The sequence below is a fragment of the Cyclobacterium sp. 10D3-21 genome (assembly GCF_055809755.1).
In genome coordinates this window covers 2442037-2467261 of the sequence record NZ_CM147924.1, presented here as the reverse complement: position 1 = coordinate 2467261, position 25225 = coordinate 2442037, and the positions used below count along the sequence as shown (strand labels likewise).

At 38.9% G+C, this 25225-nt stretch carries 22 protein-coding genes; 7 read left to right on the top strand and 15 right to left on the bottom strand.

The features are described 5' to 3' along the window. Positions 1-27: 27 nt before the first annotated feature. The 11 genes from AC0L7T_RS10020 to AC0L7T_RS09970 all read right to left on the bottom strand — a co-directional run bounded on the left by AC0L7T_RS10020 (position 28) and on the right by AC0L7T_RS09970 (position 10484). Positions 28-693: an alpha/beta hydrolase gene (locus AC0L7T_RS10020; RefSeq protein WP_473342430.1), complete on the bottom strand. Its 666-nt coding sequence runs from the start codon at positions 691-693 to the stop codon at positions 28-30. Between the two features lie 101 nt (positions 694-794). Then, entirely contained in the window at positions 795-1382 is a 588-nt protein-coding gene (locus AC0L7T_RS10015; RefSeq protein WP_473342429.1) for a hypothetical protein, read from the bottom strand. 205 nt (positions 1383-1587) lie between these two features. Next, positions 1588-2091 (bottom strand): hypothetical protein, encoded by a 504-nt coding sequence (locus AC0L7T_RS10010; RefSeq protein ID WP_473342428.1) that lies wholly within the window; start codon positions 2089-2091, stop codon positions 1588-1590. A gap of 777 nt (positions 2092-2868) precedes the next feature. Continuing rightward, positions 2869-3882, bottom strand: a complete 1014-nt coding sequence (locus AC0L7T_RS10005) for an LLM class flavin-dependent oxidoreductase (protein ID WP_473342426.1) — start codon at positions 3880-3882, stop codon at positions 2869-2871. Positions 3883-4174: 292 nt separating this feature from the next. Beyond that, on the bottom strand, positions 4175-4582 hold the full coding sequence (locus AC0L7T_RS10000) for a DoxX family protein (protein WP_473342424.1): 408 nt from the start codon (positions 4580-4582) through the stop codon (positions 4175-4177). A gap of 88 nt (positions 4583-4670) precedes the next feature. Next, positions 4671-5138: a Crp/Fnr family transcriptional regulator gene (locus AC0L7T_RS09995; RefSeq protein ID WP_473342423.1), complete on the bottom strand. Its 468-nt coding sequence runs from the start codon at positions 5136-5138 to the stop codon at positions 4671-4673. A 597-nt stretch (positions 5139-5735) separates the two neighbouring features. Beyond that, positions 5736-6416, bottom strand: a complete 681-nt coding sequence (locus AC0L7T_RS09990) for an SAM-dependent methyltransferase (RefSeq protein WP_473342422.1) — start codon at positions 6414-6416, stop codon at positions 5736-5738. Between the two features lie 67 nt (positions 6417-6483). Next, the gene (locus AC0L7T_RS09985; RefSeq protein ID WP_473342421.1) at positions 6484-7902 is read right to left on the bottom strand and encodes an alpha/beta fold hydrolase; all 1419 of its coding nucleotides are present in this window, start codon (positions 7900-7902) and stop codon (positions 6484-6486) included. Between the two features lie 247 nt (positions 7903-8149). Further along, positions 8150-9463: a hypothetical protein gene (locus AC0L7T_RS09980; RefSeq protein WP_473342420.1), complete on the bottom strand. Its 1314-nt coding sequence runs from the start codon at positions 9461-9463 to the stop codon at positions 8150-8152. Between the two features lie 470 nt (positions 9464-9933). Then, positions 9934-10245, bottom strand: a complete 312-nt coding sequence (locus AC0L7T_RS09975; RefSeq protein ID WP_473342418.1) for a type II toxin-antitoxin system RelE/ParE family toxin — start codon at positions 10243-10245, stop codon at positions 9934-9936. A gap of 5 nt (positions 10246-10250) precedes the next feature. Beyond that, complete coding sequence (locus tag AC0L7T_RS09970) at positions 10251-10484, bottom strand: hypothetical protein (RefSeq protein ID WP_473342417.1); 234 nt, start codon at positions 10482-10484, stop codon at positions 10251-10253. Positions 10485-10990: 506 nt separating this feature from the next. On the opposite strand from AC0L7T_RS09970, the gene AC0L7T_RS09965 reads away from it, so the two are divergent. The 5 genes from AC0L7T_RS09965 to AC0L7T_RS09945 all read left to right on the top strand — a co-directional run bounded on the left by AC0L7T_RS09965 (position 10991) and on the right by AC0L7T_RS09945 (position 17478). Then, complete coding sequence (locus AC0L7T_RS09965; protein ID WP_473342415.1) at positions 10991-12256, top strand: hypothetical protein; 1266 nt, start codon at positions 10991-10993, stop codon at positions 12254-12256. Positions 12257-12401: 145 nt separating this feature from the next. Then, positions 12402-13220 carry a glycerophosphodiester phosphodiesterase gene (locus AC0L7T_RS09960; protein ID WP_473342412.1) on the top strand — a complete coding sequence of 273 codons (819 nt, stop codon included), beginning with the start codon at positions 12402-12404 and terminating at the stop codon, positions 13218-13220. A gap of 4 nt (positions 13221-13224) precedes the next feature. Beyond that, on the top strand, positions 13225-14541 hold the full coding sequence (locus AC0L7T_RS09955) for a CehA/McbA family metallohydrolase domain-containing protein (RefSeq protein WP_473342411.1): 1317 nt from the start codon (positions 13225-13227) through the stop codon (positions 14539-14541). Positions 14542-14625: 84 nt separating this feature from the next. Beyond that, entirely contained in the window at positions 14626-16392 is a 1767-nt protein-coding gene (locus AC0L7T_RS09950; RefSeq protein WP_473342409.1) for a TIM-barrel domain-containing protein, read from the top strand. Positions 16393-16515: 123 nt separating this feature from the next. After that, complete coding sequence (locus AC0L7T_RS09945) at positions 16516-17478, top strand: alpha/beta hydrolase fold domain-containing protein (protein ID WP_473342408.1); 963 nt, start codon at positions 16516-16518, stop codon at positions 17476-17478. A gap of 566 nt (positions 17479-18044) precedes the next feature. On the opposite strand, the gene AC0L7T_RS09940 is transcribed toward AC0L7T_RS09945, so the two are convergent. From AC0L7T_RS09940 to AC0L7T_RS09930, 3 genes are all read right to left on the bottom strand, one after another. Beyond that, positions 18045-20153, bottom strand: a complete 2109-nt coding sequence (locus tag AC0L7T_RS09940) for an FG-GAP repeat domain-containing protein (protein ID WP_473342407.1) — start codon at positions 20151-20153, stop codon at positions 18045-18047. Between the two features lie 15 nt (positions 20154-20168). Next, positions 20169-21272 (bottom strand): acyltransferase family protein, encoded by a 1104-nt coding sequence (locus AC0L7T_RS09935; RefSeq protein ID WP_473342406.1) that lies wholly within the window; start codon positions 21270-21272, stop codon positions 20169-20171. A 193-nt stretch (positions 21273-21465) separates the two neighbouring features. Then, the gene (locus AC0L7T_RS09930; protein WP_473342405.1) at positions 21466-22701 is read right to left on the bottom strand and encodes a sialidase family protein; all 1236 of its coding nucleotides are present in this window, start codon (positions 22699-22701) and stop codon (positions 21466-21468) included. 214 nt (positions 22702-22915) lie between these two features. Here AC0L7T_RS09930 and AC0L7T_RS09925 point away from each other — a divergent pair, with 214 nt between their 5' ends. Next, positions 22916-23509 carry a Crp/Fnr family transcriptional regulator gene (locus tag AC0L7T_RS09925; RefSeq protein ID WP_473342404.1) on the top strand — a complete coding sequence of 198 codons (594 nt, stop codon included), beginning with the start codon at positions 22916-22918 and terminating at the stop codon, positions 23507-23509. A gap of 67 nt (positions 23510-23576) precedes the next feature. Further along, positions 23577-24455, top strand: a complete 879-nt coding sequence (locus AC0L7T_RS09920; protein WP_473342403.1) for a pirin family protein — start codon at positions 23577-23579, stop codon at positions 24453-24455. 216 nt (positions 24456-24671) lie between these two features. Here the strand turns inward: AC0L7T_RS09920 and AC0L7T_RS09915 are convergent, their stop codons facing one another. Then, positions 24672-25202, bottom strand: coding sequence for a dihydrofolate reductase family protein (locus AC0L7T_RS09915; protein ID WP_473342402.1), 531 nt, complete (start codon positions 25200-25202; stop codon positions 24672-24674). Positions 25203-25225: the final 23 nt, after the last annotated feature.

The following is a 25225-nucleotide window of genomic DNA, read 5'->3' as shown; positions in this document are numbered from 1 at the left end:
TCCTAGGTACCATGAGAAAATTAAGGCTTAACTACTGGCATTTTTGGTAAATTGTAGGGTCGTATTTTTTATTTTTTTATTTACGATTTCACTTATTTCTTCAGCTCTATCAACAATCATAAAATGTTCCCCATCATTAATGAATTCAACTTTACCCGATCCTCTCCAGGGTATCAACTTGTCTTTTGTACCATGAATGCGAATTACGTTTTCAACTTGGTTTCGATTGTCCCAATTTACCAATTCATTAACGGCCCATTTTGCAAACTTTAAATCAGTATCTTCTAAGATATCATTTAGAAGTTCTTTATTGGCTGTACCAAATAAAGAGAATGCAATGTATCTTGGTGGGTCAAAAAATTTTGCCGGCAAATTCTTTATGATGCCTAGTTTACCAAAAGCTTTAAAAATTGGTCTTAATTCATTTTTAGTTTCGACCGAAGAAATTAATATTGTTAAGCAAGGTTTCAAAATTTTGCTAATCTCGACAGCCACTAATCCTCCAAAACTGACACCAATAAGTACAAAATCTGATTTAGGGTCAATGATTTTCGAAAGTCGGGCTGAATAATCTTTTAATGCTTCCTTTTTGTAAGGCTTGATCCACTCAATAGGAATTAGCGTATGATCCAACTTAAGAAAGTTGAAAACTCGCTTGTCAGCTCCAAGTCCACTTATTCCATAAATCTTCATTATGTATTGTGTTTTTTTGTACTACGATGTAAACTTAATATAAGAGTATCGGTTATGGCTTGTAAATCGTTTTTATCTACTTATGATAATTCATTAGTTAATCACTCAATATTTGACAAATTAAAATAATCGCCACTGTCATATCCTGTTGCAATAAAAATTTTATCTCTTTTACTTAGAAATAAGTTTTTATCAATCCTTGTCCTAATAATTTCGTCAAACATAAATGTGGAATACGCCAGTGGCAAAATCCAATCAAGAAAATCATAATTAGCAACATCTATTTTTATTATATCGTCAATTTCCTTTAAATTCCCAGGTAAAACGTACCTATTATCCGGCAAATAAGTCGGTTCACAAGCCCAATCAATATCATTAATGGCATAGGTATCTGCCCCGACCATATAAATCGCAGGAATCTCATTGTTTTTATCTTCTAATTTCAATATCCCTATCCATATTGCTTGAACGTTCTCAGGTAATGGCGAATCAATTATTAACCGATGCACCCAATTGATGATATCATTTTGTTCATCTTCAAAATCTAAATCTTGTAAGTCTGACCAATAAGGCTTAGGATGCAGTTGCTTATGAAAATCAATAAATTGCTTCCAGGCTTCTTTTGCCACAAATTTATTTTTAAAAATTCTTTCTAAACAGTCCCAAGATTTATCGTGCTGAAATTCCATTTTTTTATCCCAAATTTATAATACCCACCCTATAAACACTTATCAATCAAACCTTTGTTCTAATACTAGTATAGCTAAGCCTAAGTGGGTGCGACTTAGAATACACAAAACGCTATACTCACAAATGGCCACTCATATTTTTAAATTCAACAAATTTGGTAATGCTCCAATTTCCCCAAATGACAATTGGCAGATTAAACCTCATTTAAAAATTCCAAGGAGCAATATCTGTCAATATAACCCAATCTCTTGATGATCGAAAAACACCCAGAAGCTCTAATTTAAATTGATTTTGACCATCTGATACAACAAAAAAGAAATTCTGTACTTCCAATTCTCCAATTTTTGTTTTAGTCGACTTCTGAATATCAACATTATCTATTTTCAGTATGTTATTTTTTCCCATTTTACCGTAAACGAAATCAAATGATGAGGAGATATTTTCTTCTAACATCCCAATTGTAGGACCAATGGTCTCGTAGAAACCAACACGTTCTTTATTCTTTACTTTATTCACTTTCGCCCCATAAGAAAACTCGAATAAATCCTCCTTGGTTGGACAAAAACGCATTACAAAATCAGTTTTATTATTTGCTACTAACAATTCACTTACCTCTCTACAAAATTGTTCGTAATCAGTTGATTTCTGGGCAAATATTGGATTGAGAAAGCTAATCAAGATGATCCCTAAAAAAAACAATTTTTTCATGAGCTATTACAATGTATTTAATCATTTGATAATTAGAGTATTAGAAAGGTATACTATCTGGTCTAAGTTTAGCTAAGTGTAACTCAGACATAATTATAAGAAAAGTTTTCAACTTTCAGCAAAGAAGCACTTATTGTTATCATCTTATAAATTATTGAATAGCTAGTTGGGTTTATGTTTTATCTAAAGCCCAAAAAAACACAATTACCTACAATCCCCCAGCTAAAGCTGGGGGCTATTGCAAAAGAAGAATGGCTTTATTATAATACATCTTTGCCTGGTTCCCTTGTCTCCCCGGCTGCTGAGCGGAGTCGAAGCCATAGGGTAATGCCTACTCCTTCGGCTGGACTTGGGAACCGATAGGCCAATCGATCAACCAAATCACCTCAATAGAAATGGGCTAAAGCCCATTTTTAATGTTATCTCGTCATTATCTGGCTTTAGCCAAAAATTAAAGGGACAATGGGTTTGATTTGTACCAGCATTTTCGGGAAAACAGTGCCATCTACTCCTTGTAGTTTTTCGGCGTTAAGAAATTTAAACAGGGCATAGCAAGGGCACAGGCATTGTTTGACGAAATTTTTGATTAAGGCAACATCCAGTTGATAACGCAGGGGCGAAGTTTTCACTGAGATCTCAGGACAGGCCCTGAGTTGCTTCACTTCAGGGCATGCCTGCAGCAAAAAAGTGACATTCGCATGGTAAAAGACTTTTCATTGTGAAAATGGGATTAATAAATATTATAGACTTGCTAGTGCACTTGGCTATGGCATTGAATCAATTTTTCCCTTTAATTAAGGGGGCAATCTCAGCGCCAATTAATTCAATAGACTTCATTAGCTTTAAATGGTCTGAAACAGCATCCATTTGAAAAGTTATTCTCTCTATCCCTCCCAACGATTCACTATGGTGCAAAATTTTGCCTGCTATTTGTTTTGGATCTCCTACCAATAAAGCTCCCGTATCCGTGTTTTGAGTATCAAATCCAGCTTTTGAGACTGGAGGATAACCTCTTTCTTTGCCAATTTTATCAAACATTTCCTTGTAGGCAGGATAGAAATCCGTAACCGCGTCTTCTTGGGTTTTACCCACAAAACCGAGGGAGTGCAATCCCACTTTTAATTCACTTTTAGCAAATCCAGCCTGTTTTCCGGCCGCTCTGTATAAATCAATCAGGGGTCTAAAACGATGGGTTTCGCCTCCAATTACCGCTACCATCAAAGGCAAACCCAGTTTACCTGCCCTTTCAAATGAAGCGGGCGTACCTCCAACACCCACCCAAATAGGTAATTTATCTTGGTGAGGTCGAGGATAAATTGCTTGGTTTTTTAGAGCAGGTCGAAATTTCCCTGTCCAGTTGACCACCTCATTGTCTCTAATCTTTAAAAGTAAATTCAATTTTTCCTCAAAAAGGGCATTGTAGTCTTGAAGGTTTAGGCCAAACAATGGAAAGGCATCGGTAAATGAACCTCTACCTGCTACAATCTCGGCTCTTCCTCCCGACAACAAATCCAGGGTAGCGTAGTTTTGAAATACGCGCACAGGATCGGATGCACTCAACACCGTGACAGCACTTCCTAATCTGATGTTTTTGGTCTTGGCTGCCGCGGCTGCTAAAATCATCGAAGGTGCTGAATCGAGAAAATCTTTCCTATGGTGTTCTCCTATGCCAAAATAGCTCAAGCCTGCCTGATCGGCTAGCTCTATTCTCTCCAAAAGCTTGCGCAATGATTTAGCACCATTGTTGTGATTGTTGGGCGATGCCGCAAAACTGTCAATGCCTATTTCCATATTTTTTCGAATTTAATTTTCCTACAAAAAACCGAACATTGGAACCACCTTATCTTTGCTATAAATTATTTTTTCTTTTGGATGACTAAGAAAAAAAGATCAAGCAGCCCAAAAATAAGTTCTATAGATGTTGCTTTTAATAAAAACCATTGGAAATCCCAAAAACTATATTCAAGGGATATGGGTAAGTTCGACTTCAAGATAAACAAAACTTACCAGCGCTAAAGGGATGTACGTAAATTAGAAATAATGGCTCAAAAGAGAAATACTATTTTTTTTTGAAAAAGGAACTCTATTTTGCCTGAATAGGCACTTTCTTGCTTCTTCCCCAAGCAACAAATGCAGCTAAAGCCATTAATATTACATTCATTCCAATGGCTGAAAATTCACCGCGTGAAGCATGGAAACCGGCTCCTAAAACCATCACCACCAATATTCCCAAAGCCGCCCAAATGGTCAAGAATGGTTTGATACGAAGCAATGCTGGAAGCATTAAGCCTATACCTCCTAATAGTTCGCTTATCCCAATGAACCTTACCAATGCCAGTGGTGTAGTGGTTACAAATGGAAGTGAAGCTGCCAAGGCCTCCACAGGCTGCGTAGCCTTCATTAATCCAGCCATGATAAACATCCCTGCTAATAATCCCTGAGCAATCCACAATCCGATATTAATTGCTTTGTTGCTTTTTTCCTTTGTCATTTCTACATCATTTAAATTAGAAGCAACAAAAGTCATCCTTTAAGAAAACTTGTGCATTGATGTAGATCAATAAATGCGATTAGGTGAATCAGCGTGAGGCTTCTTTTCGCACCCTGCTTAGTGCCTCGGGCGTAATGCCTAAGTAGGAGGCTATCATCCTTTGAGGAACTCTCTGAATGATATCGGGATAGGTTCGAGTAAAGTGCTCATACCGTTCTTTTGCACTCGAACTCATCAACATCAGTATTCTGACTTGCATGGTATTTAATCGCCTTAATATAGCATTAAGATTTGGATCTCCTTTTATTACCTCTTCCTTTGACAAAACATTTAAAACGGTATCTTCAATGGCATCAATATACAATTGGCAAGGTATGCCTTCTTCACAATTGTCAGCTACCAACCAATCTTCGGGTCCAAACATGTAAATATGTTCTTTTCCTTTTCCATCAATAATATAGCTACGCAACAACCCCTTCTCAACGATGTAGACTTTTGTGTTAATGTCTCCTTTTCTTTGAAGGATTTGTCCTTTTGTTACTCTGACTTTTTTCAAATGTAAAATGCTATTCAGTTCGGTTAAATGGATCTTAGCGTAAAAACCGTGACTTAACTCAAATAATCACATCTAAATGTACCTAAAATAAGTAAATTACCAGTGCCCAATTAATCCCCCGTATGGTCTAAGTTTAGCAATGCGTAACTTAGACCTAAAATACCGAAAGTTTTCAACTTTCATAAAGGAAGCACATTTTGACACCATCGCAAAAAATACTTGCAGTGCTCCTTAGGTATATGATTTGGCTATAGCAACAAAGACATCAAAACCAATGACATCTACTAGGAAAAGTAAGGGCGATTGAAATGGTATAATTGTTTCATTTTAAGAGCTTTAGACTCTGCCAATAGATAAAAAATACATCAATAGGAATGGGCTTCAGCCCATTTTAAATGTTATCTCGTAATTATCTGGCTTTAGCCAAAGATTAGAGAACAATAGAACTTTATATAATAACGCCTAAAGTCAAAGGATCAACATGCATCGGAATAGATAATATTAACCGTCAATCTTTATTCAATCGATCAATAAATTGCCGCCTTATAGCTTTTCGGCACTAAGAAATTTAACCAAGAATTAATTTTTATAGCCCCTTTACTTCCTCTGTATCCTTAACATATTACTCCCACCTTTTTGAAATTCGTAGTTAACCGGTTCAATACTCAATTCAAAGTCATTATTAAATTCCTTCTCAATTCTTGGCAACAATTCTGATTGCTCTGCATTTAGATTTAGTATCGGGAAAATCCTGATTTCTTTGCATACCCTCAACATTTCAGAAATAGATTTTAAATGAAAATCAAGTCCAAGATTTGAGTAAAGCAATAGGAAATGAGAACTCAAACCCAAGTCAAAACCCTGCGCTTTAAAATTGGTCGATTCAGGCAATTCATGCATTAGGTACCTATTTTCATTTAACCCTAATTTATAATCCGCAAGAAAATCGGACATGGCCCCCATTCTTAATTGCTCCAATTCGGATAAATCTTTAATAGTAGTCCAAATGAAATTGTCTTTATTTTTTTTCATTTGATCCATTACAATGTCTTTTGTTTCATCAATACGTTGCCTTAATGCTTCCTTTGAAAATTGATAAATAGGATCCAGTGAAGTAACCTTCTTACCCAACATATTCATTTCACTATTAAAACTAGCAGGGCCATCACCAAAACTAATAATCCGTTTATTCAAATCGGATTCAGTAAGGTTAAACATGCTTTTATATTCCGCTAAAGTTCGCCCCCATGGAACTGTATTTTTTAATTCAAAACTCATTTTTAACAGGTTGTTTTTATCGTTAAGACGCTAGGTTTAATGCCATTTATTTAGGTGAAAATTTCAGCTACCGGTTTACCCCAGTTGCCTCAATGGATTCATGTAAGTTCCATTCAATTGGGTTTCGGATCGAAGCACATTCTAAATCCGGTTTATGTAAAGGATCGTTCAGAAAATCTTTTACAATTTGAAAAAAACAAGGACTGTAAAACTGGTGACTTTCATCTGGGAAAACTACTTCATACCCATTTTTCAAATGCCTTAAAGCTTCAGTGGCATTGATGGGGGGAGTGGCAGGGTCCAAATTTCCTGATACCATAAGTGTTGGGATTTCTGAAACTATGGCTTCGTTTTCCAAATATGTCGCCCGGTAAGGATGCCATTCTGCCAATAACCTGGCGGCCGAATTAGAAGCAAAGGCAAATCCAATCTCAGATTGTTTTATAGCTTTGTCCATGTCTGCCGCATTATAGAAAGGAAGTTCTTCATAAGCTGCCACCGAATACATCACGGGAAAATTCATGAGATAATAAAAGGGCTCAAAAGCCTGTATAACGTCGGCAATAGGTTCGGATTCTCCATTTGCCAAAGCTTCAATAAGTAAGGGTATATCGCTAATGGTAGGGCGGTCGTATAGTAGATAAATTAATAAAGACATTGTATCCTGGACATTAAGCACAAACAGCTTCTCCTTATAATCAAAATGCAAAGGCGCTGTTTCCATTTTCTCCAAAGTTCTCAACAATCGTTCTTTAAGATTGGGATATCTACATTTACACTCCTCATTCTCCTCACAACGTCGAAGAACCTCAAAAAGGGAATTTTCAAAGGATTTGATTCTGTCCCCAAACACATCGGATTCCGGGGTTAAAACACCAGCCAACACAGCACTTCGTACACTTTTAGGGAAATCACGCATGATGGTCAATCCCAACCTTGACCCATATGATACGCCATAAAGATTCCACTGATCATAACCCAAAACTTTGCGTAAGTCCTCAAAATCCGCGGCATTTTCACGGCTATTGTATCCGGCAAGATCGACTCCTTTGCCTTCCATGGTTTGCTTGCATTCTGCTATCAAGTTAGCTATAGCTTTAAAATCCCCCTCTAGGTCAAGATCTTGTCGCATGATGTCGAATAGTGAGGAACCAGCTTCCGTACAGTTTGCTTCAGAAGCGCCAGTTCCGCGTTGATCCATCAGCACAATGTCCCTATTATTTCTTAGAGGATGATTTTTCCAAAAGGCTTCCATTTCCATGGTTAAGGTGGCTGCTCCCGGGCCACCTTGTAAAAATAAAACAGGCACTTTTAAGGAATCAGCTTTTTTAGCCTTTAGCACCTTGTAGGCTAATTTAAGCGTTCGTGAATCAGGGTTCAGTCGATTTTCAGGAACTTCTAGTGTTCCATCTATGACTTCATAATTGGAAATTGCATTACAACCGTAAAAGAGAATTGCCAGGATTAAAATTATAGATTCACGCATATTCTTTTGGTTCAAAGCACCTATTTACGATTCCATTTCCCCCTGTCTGGATTTTCAAATCCACTCTAAGTGTTGATTCCATTAAATCTTTATAGCAAAGATTCTGAAATTTGCCGAAATGTTTATTTACAGAAAATGATAACGGCAAGTATAAAATATCTTAGCAAACGGTAGAAAGGGAGGCATTCTCATACAATGAAAGCCTTTTATTGTATACCATTAGCTGGCTTGTGAAATTCCATATACCTTATTCCCACATACGAGAACAGTCAATGCAATAGGCAATCTCGCTTTTTGTAGTATTGTTTCCATCTAAAATAAACTCAAGTTTCTTTTTACCTTCGCCCGTATTTTCTACTTCAAGTTTAAATTCGAGGTATCCGTCTGTATCTCGTTTGGGCAAACTCCTGTTTTCTTGGTGCACTTCTATCCATTTCTCTCCATCAAAACTATTATAAGTGGTCAGCTTTAAATTATGGGCTGCTTTAGATAGGTTTTGAATGCGCACAATGGCATATATTTTGTCATTTGAGGTGAATGGTCCATCGGAAGAAATACATCGATAGCTTTCTCCACTTTCATCCACACTTCTACACAATTCTATGCTTGAAAAAGGATTGCTCAAATCTGGCGCACCAAATGGAGTAACCATTACGACATAATCTTCGCTTATAATAACCTCCCCTTTTTGGGCTTCTAAAGTGTATTTCATTGTTCTCATTGGGGATACTATTTTATCTCCAAAAGCGGTTACCGCTTCACCATTTAAGCTGATCTCTTCTGCCTCATAAACCTCCCATGTCAATTTACTGTTTTGCCCTCGGCGAATGGCGCTTCGATCTGCAGTGAACCTACCAATCAAAGGATCGATAGGGACATCTATGGTAAGCGCTTTAGTCTCCATCTTCACCGGCCCCCCTTTTTCAGCCATAGGTGCAACCATAAGTGTATAGGTCGTCGTCTTATCTACCCCAACAGTTAGGCTTCCCGATTTCCTGACCTGCTGGAATTTTTCTGATCCATGCGCACCAAACATAACCTTGGAGGCATTCTCTGTTTGCCAGGATATCGTAATAGAATCGCCCTTGCTAACATTGCTTTCGCTTGAAGAAAACGAGAGAATCTTAACCGGCAGGTCAAAATTTGGCCATGATTTTTCAAACGAATATTCTTCACACAATATTAAACTTCTTGATTCCATCATGCACACCTTTATACTTTCACTTGTAAATGCCTCCGTTTTTGGGCGTTTTGTTATGAGCAGACTCACCTGGTTAATTCCGGATTTCAGTGGCACTTTTTCAATGTCTACTTCTTTAAAATTTGACTTACCATCAGACTCCACAGGAAATGCATGAATGAATGTTTCACCTGAACCAGCCTTACCGGTATAATTGTACTCCACCTTCACCTGAAGTTGTTTATCAGAAATAGCCACTACCTCAAGAATTTTAAGCTCCGATGCATTACTGGCTTTTTTTGATTGAGCAATAGCATTTTGTATGGATAGGTTTACAACTATGACGAGGGCTATGCATTTAATTGCGCTAAATGAATTCATTGGGATTCTAATTTTTAATAAAAACTTCGCTAAATAACTATCTAAAAATATTAATCGTGACAACGATAATTGGCGTGGTTAAACCAATTGTTAGCATTGCGCAGAACCATAGATATACTTTGTGTTGTATTTTTCAAAAACACCTTACTCCTAATATAGACAATATGTCACGAGTGCCAATAGCACTGACAGTAAATCTGTTTGATGTTAGCCTAATTACCCTTTTGCTTGAACAATTACATCCTTTCGGTATATGGCACGTTTCAAAATAAGATAGCCACTATGTTATTTTAGTATCACAAAAACAGGCCGATAATTAATTTCGAAATATCTAACCAATAAAACTTCAGCTACCCTGCGTGGCCAAAGTTTAGCATAACGTAGATAGACCTATAAATCTGAAAGTTTTCAACTTTCATCAAAAAAATATCTCAATAGGAATGGGCTATAGCCTATTTAAAGAACTTACCTTATCCATTTCGTTTCAGTTTTGGAGGATTTTGACGGGTGTCAAAAACATCATAAATTCTTATTAACCCTTCTTGCAAATCTTCAGCGTAAATTATCTTATAGTTTTTAAAAATAAAGTAACGATATTTAATTTTTCTGTGTTTTAAAAATTCTTCTACTTGTCCAATTAAAGGAGCTTTTCTTAACTTTTGTGCCTCATTGATTATTTCTTTTACAAGTTTGTTCGCAATGCTTGGACTTGCATTTTTTTTATAATAATCATAGATTTCGTCAAGTTGAGTTTCAGCAAAGTCAGACCAAATAACTTTCATCGTGACTACTTATATTTAGCTAAAAGCTCAGAACTGCTTTTAAATCGGTTATTTTGAAAATCAGATTCTGATTGTTCAATCCGTTTATTCAACTGATCCTGAGTCATAGGTTCGAATTTTCGCTCTTCGATAAATTTCCTTTCTTTCCGTAAAATCTCTTCAAGACGAGAGATAGCTTCTTCGCTTTGAAGTTTTAGAAATTCCTGTACAAATTCAATTTTCCGAGCTTCTAAATCCATTTTATTTAGCATTTTATCAAAGATACGAATTTATCAATTTAGATATTATTTTTTGAATTTTTGGGTTGAAAAACTTATTTATGCCTGCTGTATATCCGGAAGTTGCTGTATTTTCAATTAGCAATAACCCAAGTAAAAGCAGGAGCTTATAAATCAACCATCTGTTTCAAAAACCCAAAACCGGATTACATACTCCTTACTCAATCTGTGGTAATTATAGGTTATCAACGATACATTACTCATAAACAGACATTTACCTGAAATAAAATTATATGAAAATCAAGAATTTTCCAAAAATCAGCTCAATTCTGCTAGACATTTAATCGATAAAGCTAAACTTGAAATGCTGCCATGTGGGCATATAAATATAAAGAACCTCCTGATTTATTGTGGCATTTACTATAAATAAATACCCTGCCCCCGAATCCTACCTCAACCGAGTAGTACTAAACCTATAATTGCCCGTAATCTAAGTGAACCTTTGAGGTTTAACGCAATAATAGCCCATGAAAAAACTCATTTATCTACTCGTTTTCACACTTTTTTGTTCCACAACCATTTCTGCACAGGAATTGAAAGTTGGGGCTGCCCTTCGGGTAATAACTCCTGATCCTTTGATTCCCGTTTCTGGTGGAGTGGGAACACCAAGTCCGGCAACAGAAAAAAAGGGAGACCTTTTTGTTCGGGCAATGGTAATGGACCAGAATGGAGTCAAAATAGCCATTGTTGGCATTGACAACCTGGGATGGCCTGCAGTCCTTGGAGACCAGTCACGGGCCCTTATCAAGGGCATCCCTCCTGAAAACATTCTTATCGGAGCCACTCATACCCACAGTGCACCAGATGCCTATGGCTTTCCCAATGAAAAGGGTGAGGTACTGGCAGATTTTGACTACCTGGAATGGTGTGTCAAGCAGGTAGCCGACGCAGTAAATGAAGCCATGGAAAACATGGAGCCTGCTGCATTAAAAATTGCCGTGGGAGAAGCCAAGGGAAAGATTGCCTACAATTATTATGCGCCAGATCTTTATGACCCACGTTGTGGCGTCATCCAGGCTTTTGGTACTACAGGAAAGAACAAAGACAAGGCCATAGCCACCTTGGTCAATTACGCCATCCACCCGGAAGTCATTGGCAATAAAAAAGGCATTTTATCTCCTGATCTTTGCGGCCCTTTGTACGATCGCATTGAAGCCAAAGCAGGCGGAATAGCGATTTTCATGAATGGTGCACAAGGGGGCATGGTAACTGCCGACAATAGAAGACCTGAAGGCAAAGAGGCTGGGGATTGGGAAGAGTGTATTCGCATTGGAGAATTATTGGCAGACCAGGCTTTGTCCATTGTAGACAAGGCGCCATTGCAAACTGCACCTGTCTTGTTCACGAGCTCAAAGGAAATCAATTTTCCTGTGACTTCTCCACTAATGAAAATGCTGATAGACCATTCTGAAATAGGGCTAAAGGTATCCGAGGATTATATGCTAAAAACTAGGATAAACCTTCTGAACATTGGCTCTGCCCAAATCCTTACCATCCCCGGAGAGGCGCTACCGAATATTGGTTATTACTTGAAAAGAAAGATGGCTACCAATCATCCCTTTTTGTTTGGGCTGACCAATGATGCCTTTGGCTACATGCTTACAAAAGTGGATTACAATAGTTTCAAACGCTATGAATACATCAGCGAAACGAGTCTTGGAGAGGAAACAGCGGAGGTTTATATAGAGGAAGCACTTCAATTGATTGAAGAGAGTCCAGCCGCCAAACCATAATTTTGTCGGTATTCTATTTATTTCACAAGAATAGTAAAAACCTCATCTTCAGTCAGCAAGTCATCAATATATTAGCATTTTAATTGGCAGGTACTTACATTAAAAAAAAGAACTTTTCTAAATGACAGACAGCGACATAAATACCATGAAAAATCTGTTTCTACTTTTAATTGGCTCGTTTGTATTATTGCTACCTAACAGCTGTTACCCACAATTGCCTTCACCGAAACATGGCAACACCTACGTAATTGCACACCGGGGCGCTCATGAAGGCATTCCTGAGAATTCCCTCCCAGCCTACCAAAAAGCCATCGATCTGGGATGTGATTTTGTAGAAATAGACATTAGGACAACACTAGATAAGCAATTTGTAAGCGTGCACAATAGCAGCATTGATGCTTATGTGGATGGCAAATCTGGAAATGTTAAAGACATGCGTCTGGCTGAATTGAAAGCCTTGGATATTGGGAAAAAGATTAGTGCGGAATGGCAAAACACCCCAATACCTACCTTTGAAGAAATTCTCAAGCTTTGCCAGGATAAAATAGGGATTTACCTTGACCTCAAAGATGCAAATCCTGAGGCATTGCTCCCATTGATTCGGAAGTATGATATGGCGGAAAAAATTGTCTGGTTTATGAATGGTAATGATGAGGAAAACATTTCAAAAGTCCGGCAAAACTGCCCCAACTGTTTCCTCATGCCTGATCCGGGAAAAGAAAGCAACCTAAATGCTGTTTTGGCCAAATACCAACCTAAGGTGGTCGCCAGTGGAATGAAAAATTGTAGCCTTTCTTTTTGTAGAACAGTTCATGAACAAGAGGCCATTTTATTTGTGGATGAAAGCAAAGACAGCCTGGAGGATTTAAAGCTTGAATGGTCAAAAATGATTGAATGGGGAATTGATGGTATTCAAACAGACAAACCCGAGGAACTAATCAGCTTTCTCAAAAATTTAAATTAACGACATGACTGCTACATCCGGCATATTGAAATGGTTCAAGTATTTGTTTTTGGGAGCAATTGTACTTTTGTTACTCCTGATCTTGGTGAAAATCTCACCAGCCCTATGGAACCGTTGGGTAACTTATCCAGGATTGGAACAGGCCAGGAATGAACTTTGGCAGCAATACCGGAAACCTCCACAGGTTATTCCAATGCCGCTGTACCAGGGAGTTGTTCATTCCCATACTTTCTGGTCCCACGACAGCAGGGGTTTGTTACCCGAGATAATGGATGGGGCCAAAAAAGCCGAACTTCAGTTCATTTTTAATTCAGACCACAAACGCAATCAGCTGGATACCTTCCCACGTGGGTACCAGGGGATTTACGAAGGCATCATCATAGAATCCGGTACAGAACATAGTTCAGGGTTGATGATCAGCCCTTTTGACAGCACTGTAATTGATTGGAACAGGCCTGAAGGGGAGATTATTCACGATATAGTAGAAAAGAATGGATTGGCCATTTATGTACACTCGGAAGACGAACACGATTGGAACAATCCTGATTATCAGGCCATGGAGATTTACAATATCCATACGGACATGAAAGATGAAGATGGAATATTCCCCATTCTTCTCAATAGGTTATTGAATCCAAAAAAATACACGCATTGGATGTTTAGGGACCTCTATGATGAACAAACAGAAATCCTGTCCAACTGGGATCAACTGAACCAACAACGAAAGATTGTAGGCGTAGCTGGTGTAGATGCACACAACAATCAAAGTTTCAGGGCCAGACATCTTGAGGACGAAAAAATAGAATGGGTTGGCCCCAATGCAGACACCTTGGTGATAAGGAAACCCAATTGGTTTGACATATTGCTTATGGGAAAAGCCGATAAATACGGCTGGGCCTTTAAATGGGAATTGGATCCTTATTTCAACTCTTACAACCATGCCAATAACTATGTCTACTGCGACACCTTTACCAACGTCAATATTCGGGACCATATTAAATTAGGTCATGTTTTTGTATCCTTTGAAAGCCTGGCCAAAGGGGAAGGTTTTCAATATTTTGCGGTAAATGAAACGGATAGCTTAACAGCCATTTTAGGAGATTCTGTAAACCTGGCTGCAGCCAGTAAGTTGAAGGTACTTTCACCTTTTCCGGTAAAATTTCAGCTTTATAAGAATGGGGAGCTTATAGAGGAGACTGAGAAAAGTTACGAGTATGAATATGTCGTTCGAGACAAAGGGAATTACCGGGCAGTGGCAAGGGTTGACCTGAAAGCCGAATGGATTCCTTGGATTTATACCAATCCTATTTATGTGTATTGAAATCAACCCCAGACAATTGCACTAACCAATACGCTTTACCTATTCAGATCAATTCATTTCAAGCGTTAAAAAGATAAGGTAACCATGAAGAAGTTTTTTAAGATTACATTGGCAGTACTTTTCTCACTGTTTGTAATTGTTTACTTCTATTTTATATTCCCACTCTGGGGCTATCCCTTTAATGCGCAAAGGCATGGTCAATTGCCTTTGACCCCCGCATGGGCATTGGAATGTTGGTTATGGGAAGATGACGTCAATACAGCAGCCTATGTTGATGAACTACTGGAAGGCTACAAAGAACACGACATTCCCGTTAGAACTATTCTTATTGACAGCCCTTGGGCTTACCGGTACAATGATTTTGATGTAGACACTACACTTTACCCAGATTATAAAAACTGGTTCTTTAAGCTACAAGACAATGGGTATAGGGTGGTTCTGTGGATGACAACCATGGTCAACTCTTATAACAAAGACCTACAACTGAAAGAAGACTCAAAATGGTATGAAGAGGCAAAATCCAAAGGATACCTTGTCTCTGATGGGATAGAGAATAAATGGTGGAAAGGAAGAGGCGGATTTATTGACTATACCAATCCTGAAGCCATGAAATGGTGGCGCGGCATGCAGCAAAAGGTTTTTGACCTGGGCATAGATGGTTGGAAACTGGATGGTACAGCCACCTTGTTTTGGAAAAACATTGCAGGCATCCCCTTTTTTTACAAGAAAACGGCTTCAGGACTTATGACCACGCGAACCTACATGGATCATTATTACCGGGATGAGTACCAGCATGGTCTAAGGCAAAACCCGGAATTTGTCACTTTATCAAGATCCATAGATCGTAGTTTTCATCCGGAAGGTTTTGCTCCCTTTGATGCATCTCCGGTAAACTGGGTAGGTGATCAAAAGCACGAATGGGTGACAAGCGAAATGCTGAAAGAAGCCAAAGAAGATAAGGTAGACATTGCACTGGAAGGCATTCAGGGTTTTGAATCTGCCATTACAAGCATTCTGAAAAGTGCTGAAATGGGCTACAATATCATTGGATCTGATATTGCGGGATTTTCAGGAGGCAAAATCCCACCAAGACTCTACATCAGATGGGCGCAATTTTCTACATTCAACGGCTTGTTTTTGAATGGTGGACATGGGGAACGCAGGCTTTGGAAACGCCTTGAGGAAGAATTAAATATCATTAGAGAATACTCTTGGTTGCATACTGAGTTGGTTCCCTATATGTATCATTATGTAGTATCAGCTCATGAAGGTGGACGTGTTTTGATGCAACCCATAGAAGGGAAATACCATTATATGTTTGGGGAAAGTCTTTTGGTTGCACCCATTTATCAGGACATGTTGGAAAATGAAGTGAGGCTCCCGGAAGGTAAGTGGCGCTATTGGTTTGATGACACAGAGCTAATCGAAGGGCCCACCACTTTTGACAAAGAATTTCCATTGGAAGATTACCCGGTTTTTATCAAAGAAGGAGCCATCGTACCAATGCATATCAAACGTTCTTACACAGGGATAGGAAATCCAGAGGATGAAGGTTATTTGACTTTCCTAATATACCCCGATCTGAAAGAATCAAAATTTGAGGTGTTTAGGGAAAAGGATAAAAGCACGGTCTTGACTTATAAAAACTCAGGGAAAAAATTAGAGATTGAAATTTCCGGAAAACGAATTCCACATATCCTCAATATCAAATCCCATGGCAAGCCTTCAAAAGTAACTTTGGATGGAAAGCTGCTTTTTGAAGAAGTAGATTATAATTATAATACGGAAACTAATAAGTTACAAATTAAAACTTCAAGCTACAGAGATGGGCTATACCTTATCAATTTTTAAGCTAAACAAGATGACCTGAAAATAAAAACATTAGAAGCCTATATGGTACGCTGTAAATAGAGTTAACAGTTAAAAAAAAAACACTCAACTGTCAATACTTTGCTTAATTAAGATCAACTAACTATGAAAAATACACTTCTTGTACTACTTACCTTTTTCTGTGTGTTTGGATGTAAAACTGCAGCAACAGACCCAGAACGCCCACTCAAAGCGCCGAAAGGCTACATGAATGAAACCTTAATAAAAATTTCCTATGGTTTAGGAATGTTGGACTTAATAGAATCAGAACCAGCCGTGCCTGATGATTTAGAAGCAATTAAAGACATCACTTATAAAACCATCGAAGGGGTGGACCTACAGTTGGATATCTACAAGCAAAAAGGCTTGGAAGCTCCTGCTCCTACGATGATATTTATTCATGGAGGAGCTTGGAAAAAGGGCAAGAGACAGGATTATTTGCCCTATATGATAGACTATGCAAAAAAGGGCTATGTTACTGTCACGGTTTCTTACAGGCTTTCAAAGGTGGCTAAATTTCCAGCCGCAGCCCAGGATGTAAACTGTGGGATAAAATGGGTAAAACAGCATGCTGCTGATTATGGTATTGATCCAGATCGTCTTGTACTTATTGGAGGATCTGCTGGAGGGCACCTTTCCTTATTGCTTGGCTATGGAGGGGAAGAAGCCGTATTTAATCAGGATTGTGATCAAGGCCCAAATAGCAAAGTGAAAGCCATAGTAGATTTTTATGGTCCGGTGGATCTCACTACTCCCTATTCGATTACCACAGAGCAGGTTCAAAGTTTTATGGGGGTTTCCTACGACGAAAATCCCGACCTATACAAACTCGGTTCACCGAGTACTTTCATCAGTGCTGATGACCCTCCTACTTTGATCTTTCATGGGACAATTGATTCATTGGTCCCTATCAGTCAATCGGATTCACTTGTCAGTTGGTTAGACCAGGCAGGTGTTCAAAGCGATTATCACCGCCTCAAAGGTTGGCCACATACCATGGATGCTGCCAAAAAAGTAAATGAATACGCCCAATATTATATTGATGCTTTTTTAGAGAAGTATTTGTAAATTTCTCTCTATAGTCCATTTAAGCCCTAATTAACAAATAGATAATCTATTACAAATCATATTGAATAATTCTATCTACCCCATATAATCAAACATAAATCTCTATGTTGATGCTGATTGTGATATTAATGAATCCAAAAAAACCCTGGAGGGGTGAAATTTTTGTAGCCAGGGGCGTGAGCCCCTGTTACAATCAGTGAGTGATAACATTACGATTTTGGCGGCATTGTTGCCTTTTTTTTACTGCAACAATGATGACAAAATCTCGATAACACACGTACATCTGGGCATAACGTACTAATTTATCAATGCCCCTATTCGAAATCCATACGCTGTCGTTACAGTTCAGCTTGCTTCGCTTAGGCTCGCAATGATGGTAGGCAGGGCTTATCGTCACTTCGAGGGAGTAATTGCGTACAAAAATGGTAAAGTAAATCAGCCCTGCGACCGCGGCAGTCTGTTGGGTTAAGTAAACATTCTGACTTACCCAATAACCCTATTCAAAATCTTTGCGATGCTGTCACAATTCAGATTGCTTCGCTAAGGCTCGCAATGACGGCAGGCATTTACCGCTTAAAATAAGGGTAATTGGCAGGGCCTTGTTTTCCTTCTGTGGTCATGGTAGAAGTAATATCGAAACTTGAGCGTTGCCAATAATAGAATTGCCCCGTTTCGGTACCTACTACAAGGTCAGGTATCCCGTCTTTGTTGAAATCGGAAACAACAGGACCATCGGTATGCCCCATCAGTGTTTTGGACAGCACCCTGCCCATGTATTCCAATACCAATTTACCATCTTTCATGCCTTTGTTCTTCATCCAGTCTACAGCCGGCTTGGAAGAAACAATCAAGTCTTCCAAACCATCTCCGTCCCAATCGTGAAAGGTGATTTTTAACCGCCCACTACTGGAACCTGTGCGTTGATTGAGCAATATAGGCTGACCGTCAGGAAAGACAAAATTCCTTTGCGGATGCATCAACACTAGCTTTTCGTTTACCTTTTTCCGCGGGTACACTGCCAAATAACCTTCATGATCCAACATGACCAGGTCATTTAATCCATCCTCGTTAAAATCCATAATCAGTGGAGATGTTCTCCAGGGAGCCAATAATTCATTGTCACCTCCCGCTACCCCCGGTACCCATGCCGGGCGAAGTGGTTCGCCTTCCCAGTCCACTTCTAAAGGCTGTGGAGCAGCCAGCTTAGGAGCTGTTTTACTGCCGGTGTTTTTGAAAAAAACAATATTTCCATTGTGTTCATTGGCCAGAATATCAGGCAAATCATCCTCGTCCCAATAGCCCACATCTATGGTGGAATAACCCCAGATGGTTTTCTCAGTATTGGGAAGGGATTCCGATTGAATCAACCTTACAGGCTTTCCATCTACTTCCAATAACTTGGGAGCATCCCAGACAGGGTCTTTTCCTCCGAGATTTTTGATAAAGCCAATATGTCCCACTCCGTTTCCACTGATGATATCATCCAATCCATCTCCATCCCAATCAAAAATCCTAGGCGCTACTAAAGCACCAAAATCTACATATTTGGCCTCCTGCTGAATAAATACTGGCGTTGCAAATTGTGGTAAGCCATCCTTGATTTCTCCAGTATGCCTTAGGTAAGAGATTTTCCCATCTTCATCCCCAGCCAAAATATCCATAAAACCATCTTTATTCCAGTCAATTGCCGTCTGGTGCATGGTTGCCCTTGACTCATATTGAATCGGCAGTCCATCAATTTTCAAAGCTTCACCATTGGAAAATTCATATTCCGTAGCAGACCCTGTGTTTTCAAAATAAACGATAAAGTCTTCGTTCCAATCAATGTCAAAATTCTCATGATTTTTACCAATGCTTAAAAAATCATAATCTCCGTCATTATCAAAATCCGCAAACATAGGTTTCATGGAAAGCCCTTCGGACAAAGAAGCACCATCTATTTTTAATAACCGTTGAGGATTTTCATAGACAGGGTCCTCATTGGTGCCACTGTTTTTGAGAAACAAGACATGACTTTTACCATCCGTTACGAAGGCAAGGTTTTTCGCCAGTTCCCCTACCCTTCCCCTGTAAGTTCTGGGTTTGTCTCTGGTCGCTACTACCATCAAATCATGCACAGCATCCCCATCAAAATCGATGATTTTCCATTCTGTTTTACAATTGTACAGGTAATCGTAACCTTCTATGGGAAGTGGAACCTCATTGTCATCCCAAAAAACATTTTCCGGCACATCTTTATAAATCAATAATCTATCCCTTACCCTATCCGGGGTTAGCACATGTACCCTACCCTCCACTTCAGATGCCTGAAATCTGGAGCCATCATCTCCCAATCTCCTTCTTTCAAAAGACACCTTCATTCTCCTTCTAAATACAGGCATTTCAGTATTTCCAGAAATATTCTCGAAGTAGAAAATTCCAGATTCGGTATAGCTTCTGGATTCGGATACCAGCAAATCAAGGTCTCCATCCCCATCAAAGTCCATCGGCATAGGAACCGCTTTAAAACCAGCATCCAAATCCACCAACAATCCCGGGTTATTGTAGGACAGTTTGTGAAGCATATTGTCACCATAGAGGCTTGATTCTGCAGTTGGCTGCTCTGATCCACAGGAAAAGAATAAAAGGCTACCTATTGCCAAAATAGGTAGCCGGGTTTTAATGGGTAAAATCATGAATGCGAAGAATTATTAAATTTTTATATAAGTTTTGTTTTTGTACATGTACCAAAGAATCAAGTAAAGCAGACCAAAACCACCAAGTGTGGTCAATGCCCCATAATAAGCGCCGGTATATTGCTCCAAACCATACAATAGGAAATTGGCTATATCAGGAAAGCTTATGACATGAGAAAGCACGTATGCAGTTATGGCATTCATCCCAATCACTTTGAACATAAAAGCCCATTTCACCTTGCCTTTAACATCAATGATCCAATAAAAAATGGCCATCAAAATAAAACAAACCCCAGAGGAGGCCAGCACAAATGAACTGGTCCAAATCTTTTTGACAATTGGATGCCAAATCCCCCAAATCAAACCCAAAGCCAGTCCGGCAACACCTACGAGTAAAAGGTAAAGCGCCACTTTGTTTCGCGGAAGATTAGATTTAATCAGCTCTCCGGCAAAGAGTCCGGACAGGGTGGTAGCAATAAAGCCAAATCCAGTCAATACCCAAGTGTATTGATAGCCATCGTCAAATCGACCAAGAACCAGGTGATCAAAATACAGGGCATAATTTTGGTCTGGAAGAATTACACTTCTACCTACACCTGGAACGGTAGGAACCGTAAGTATCAAAGCATAAATAACCAGACAGGCTACAAACATTATATAGCGCCCATTTCTGCTTAGGTAAATAAAGGCCAGGCAAGAAAAGAAATAACCTACGGCAATTGCCTGAAGGGTATTACTAAAAACCTTAAAGGTATTGACATCCAATGCCAATAGATTTCCCTGAACAATCCATCCCAGGAAAAACAGGATAAATACCCGCTTAAAGAGTTTTTTGTAAATATTAGCTTTCCCTGTATTTTCCTGCATCCTTTTGGACAAAGAAAATGGAATAACTGCTCCTACCATAAATAGGAACAACGGCATTATAATATCGTAGAAAGTAGACCCAAACCATTCAGGATGATCAAATTGGTTGGCCAGGAACTCCGTAAAGGGGGATTGTGCGCCCTTATTAAGCAAGGCAAAGAAACGGTCTGCAACAACTATAAACAACATGTCAAACCCCCTCAATGCATCTATTGAAAGGATTCGGTTGGGCTTGATGGTTTGCTCATTCATGAATATTGGTCTTTGGTGGTTGATGGTAAGTAATATATCATTTTATTTTTAAATAGGTTATAGTACAGCAATGGACAAAACCATCCTATCTGCTGTCTAATCTCAATAAAAGCCTTGGTCTCTCCTAACCCTTGTAAGCATGGATAAGGGAAAACAGACTGGTTCTAATCAACTAATAAAGCTAAAAGAGGGCCTATTTACCAAATAGTTTGTTTTGTTTTTTCCAATTGATTTTGGCTACATATACACTGCCATCGCTGCCATACTTCTCTACTCCTTCAGGTTGCATCCATTCAGAAACAGTCACCCAGGTTTCATTTGGGCTAATCTCTGTTACTCCGAAATTACCCAGTCTGGCGCCTCTCTCTGGCACCAGGGCAACTTCGGTTTCTCTGATTACCGCTAACTTTTCGGTGTCAATTTTCGCCATAAACAATGGCGCACGGTGCCTGAAAACATGATCATTGTCTGCGCCTCTTCGTGTATATACCAGGTACAATCCATCAGAATGCCTTACCCAATGCTGCTGGGTATTGTAATTCCCCAATGGAGATCCATCGTCAAAAGTCCATGGTTTGATCTCATCGTAATGCAAACCATCCTTACTGGAAGTAATATAACCTTGCAGGTCATTTCTGATAGTGAGAAAATATTTACCCCCAAATTCCATCAATGAGGGTTCGTGCAAACCTCTGGTATCATTATCCACCCAAAGTGAATTCCCTTTCTTTAGATACCGCAAAGTCTTCCCATCAAAACTACAATGACAAACCGTTACCCTGGAATTTTTTCCCTGAGAAGTATAATATATGGGCAATAAAATAGAGCCATCAGCTAAATCCAGTCGCTGAACGCATCCAGCCCCTGCACTTGCAAGTTCATCCCCTTCCGGCATTTCCAATTTCATCCACGGCAGCCATTCAGCACTCTTGGGGTCATAGACAGAATAGGAAGTATGTCTTGCCCCATGATGATCGACTTTCCAGTCAGGAGTGTAAACAATGGTATGGCCTGTTCCCAAAAGCACGCCTGACTTTTCGTGCCACTTGGGCCAAAAATCACTGGCTGCAACTGGTCGCTCTACGCCATCAATGGTTTCCATCCTTGGTGCCAATGGCTCGGATTTTTTAGGCTTTGTCCATGTTTTCCCTTTATCCATACTCCGAATCTGATACATCCCCTTAAACACATCACTTCCTTCCAGGTCCAGTGTACTCATGGTCATAACAACCTCCTTTGTCCCATTCACCTTTCCTGCTCTAGGATGCACCCAACATTGTTTGCCATCAAAAAGCTTGGCCACCACATCCAGGCTGACCGTGAAATCCGGTGCCAATGGGGCCTTGGAAAAGGAGAAGCCGACCTGAGGCAGACTCAGTACCAGGAGAGAAGCACTACTTTTAAGGAGAAATTTTCTGCGGTTCAACATGCTATTATTCTTTTTGAGGAGTCTGACAAATAACCAATAATAAGGAAACATACAGAAAATCAACCTTATAAACCACGGTTTTTTCACAAAATAACAGTACTTTTATCTGACTGGTCTTCACCTGCCAGCATTCCACTTATTTATTATTGATTGGGACTCCTTATTCAAGAGGATACCTATGTCAATACCATTCAAAATACCCACTCGGACGATAATGAACGACGTTACATTAAAGGACTTTTTGATTTCAAATCTAAGCATTGACGAAACCGAAATTTTATCCATTGTAGAAAACTGCAAAGTAAAAAAGGTAAAAAAAGGGGATTTTTTACTGCAAAAAAATGAATACTGCAAGTACACCTTTTTTATAGAAAAGGGGTTGTTACGTCAATTTTCAATTGACAAAAAGGGCAAGGAACACATTTTAACTTTCGCACCTGAAAGTTGGTTCGTATCGGACAGAGACGGCGTCTATTTCAATAAGCCCTCTACCTATTTTATACAAGCATTGGAAGACAGCCAGGTGGTACTCATAGATGAAAACTTCATTCAGTTGCTTTCAAATAAAATTCCAAAATTCACCTACTTCAACAATAGGTTGCTTCACAATCATATCCGACATTTACAAAACCGGGTTAACTTATTATTGAGTACAGCAGCAGAAGACAGGTATTTACAGTTTGTAAAAATGTACCCAGCCATACTTTTGAGGGTACCACAGACGATGGTTGCCTCTTACTTAGGCATTACTCCAGAAAGCCTAAGCCGCGTACGTAAAGAATTGACTCTCAAAAACTTCAAGGCATAATTTCTTATCATTTATCAATGCACAGACTTTCTGTCCAATGTAAATTTGAAATATAAATTAAACAGCTATGAAAACAAAAACAGTAGAATTGGTAGTAAGCCCTGGAGTGCCACACTTTGTTGGTGATGGTTTTCGTGTGCATACCTTTATCCCCGATGGTTTTGGTCTAGATATGCAACGGATGAATCCCTTTATTATGTTGGATTATAATTCACCCTATAAATTTCCACCATCAAGCAATCCAAAGGGAGTCGGGGTTCATCCCCATAGGGGGTTTGAAACAGTAACCATCTCCTACAAAGGAAAAGTGGCACATCATGACAGTAGTGGCGGCGGAGGAATAATAGGTGAAGGAGATGTCCAATGGATGACTGCTGCCAGCGGTGTCTTGCACAAAGAATACCATGAAGAAGAATGGAGCAAAACGGGTGGTATTTTTCAAATGGTTCAACTATGGGTGAACCTACCCCAAAAAGACAAAATGAGTGCACCTAAATACCAAGCCATAAAAAAAGAAGACATCAACCACCACAAATTGGAAAACAATGCAGGACATATTGAAGTAATCGCAGGGGAATATAAAAACACCAAAGGCGTGGCTTCCACTTTTACCTCCTTACATGTATTGAATGCAAAGTTGAACAAAGGAGGTAAGGCAACCTTTGAATTCCCTACCAAATACAATACAGCACTGCTTGTATTGGAGGGAAATATTGTGATCAATGGAAATGAAAAAATACAAACAGATCATTTGGCATTAATGGCAAATGATGGAGAAACCTTTGAAATCAAAACCGAAGATGACAGCATTGTTTTACTTTTAAGTGGGGCACCTATTGATGAACCCATTGTTTCACACGGACCATTTGTAATGAATACTAAAAAAGAGCTATTAGAAGCTTTCGAAGATTTCAACAATGGTAAATTTGGCTATTTAAAAGATTGATTTTGAGAACAGCATAATCAAAAGACTAAAATCGGAAATATGCAAGAGACAGCCTATTGCATATTTCCAGTTTAAGCAATAAATCAAACCATTGATAAGGAAATACCTGAAAAGCCAGCCTTATAAACCACCATTTTTTCACAAAAAATCGGCAGGTAAAGTAAATAAAAAAACACAGTGCCGAGAGAATGTTCAAGCGATTTAAGTAATGCTGTTTTAAACCACTTTGTATTTAATTTCAACAGCTCCTGTAGCATAAGTTTTAGTTTCGATAAGTGTCAATGATGTTTCTTTCGGAAGACTTTCGAACAATTCAATCCCTTCACTCAAAACAATTGGCATTACAAATACCTGAATTTCATCAATAAGCTTTTCATTAAGCAACATCGTATTCAATTGCCCTCCCCCGATAAGCCAGATGTCTTTTCCTTCATCTGCTTTCAGTTGTTTGACAAAATCAAGGTGCTTATCAGAAATAAAAGTTACCTGTTCTGTGTCAGCCGAATGCTTATTCCGTGTAAACACATAATTTTTCTTGTCGGAATAAGGGAAATCAATTCCCCAACTTAGTATTTGCTTGTAAGTAGTATTGCCTTGAATAGTGGTGTCGATGGATTTATAAAAATCAGAATAGCCATGATCAATTTCTCCCGGATTTGGGATGGCTTCTAACCAGTCTACACTTCCATCTTTTTTAGCAATTTTTCCATTTAAGCTAATGGCTATAAACAATTTAATTTTCTTCATATTAATCTGCTTTAAAAAACGAT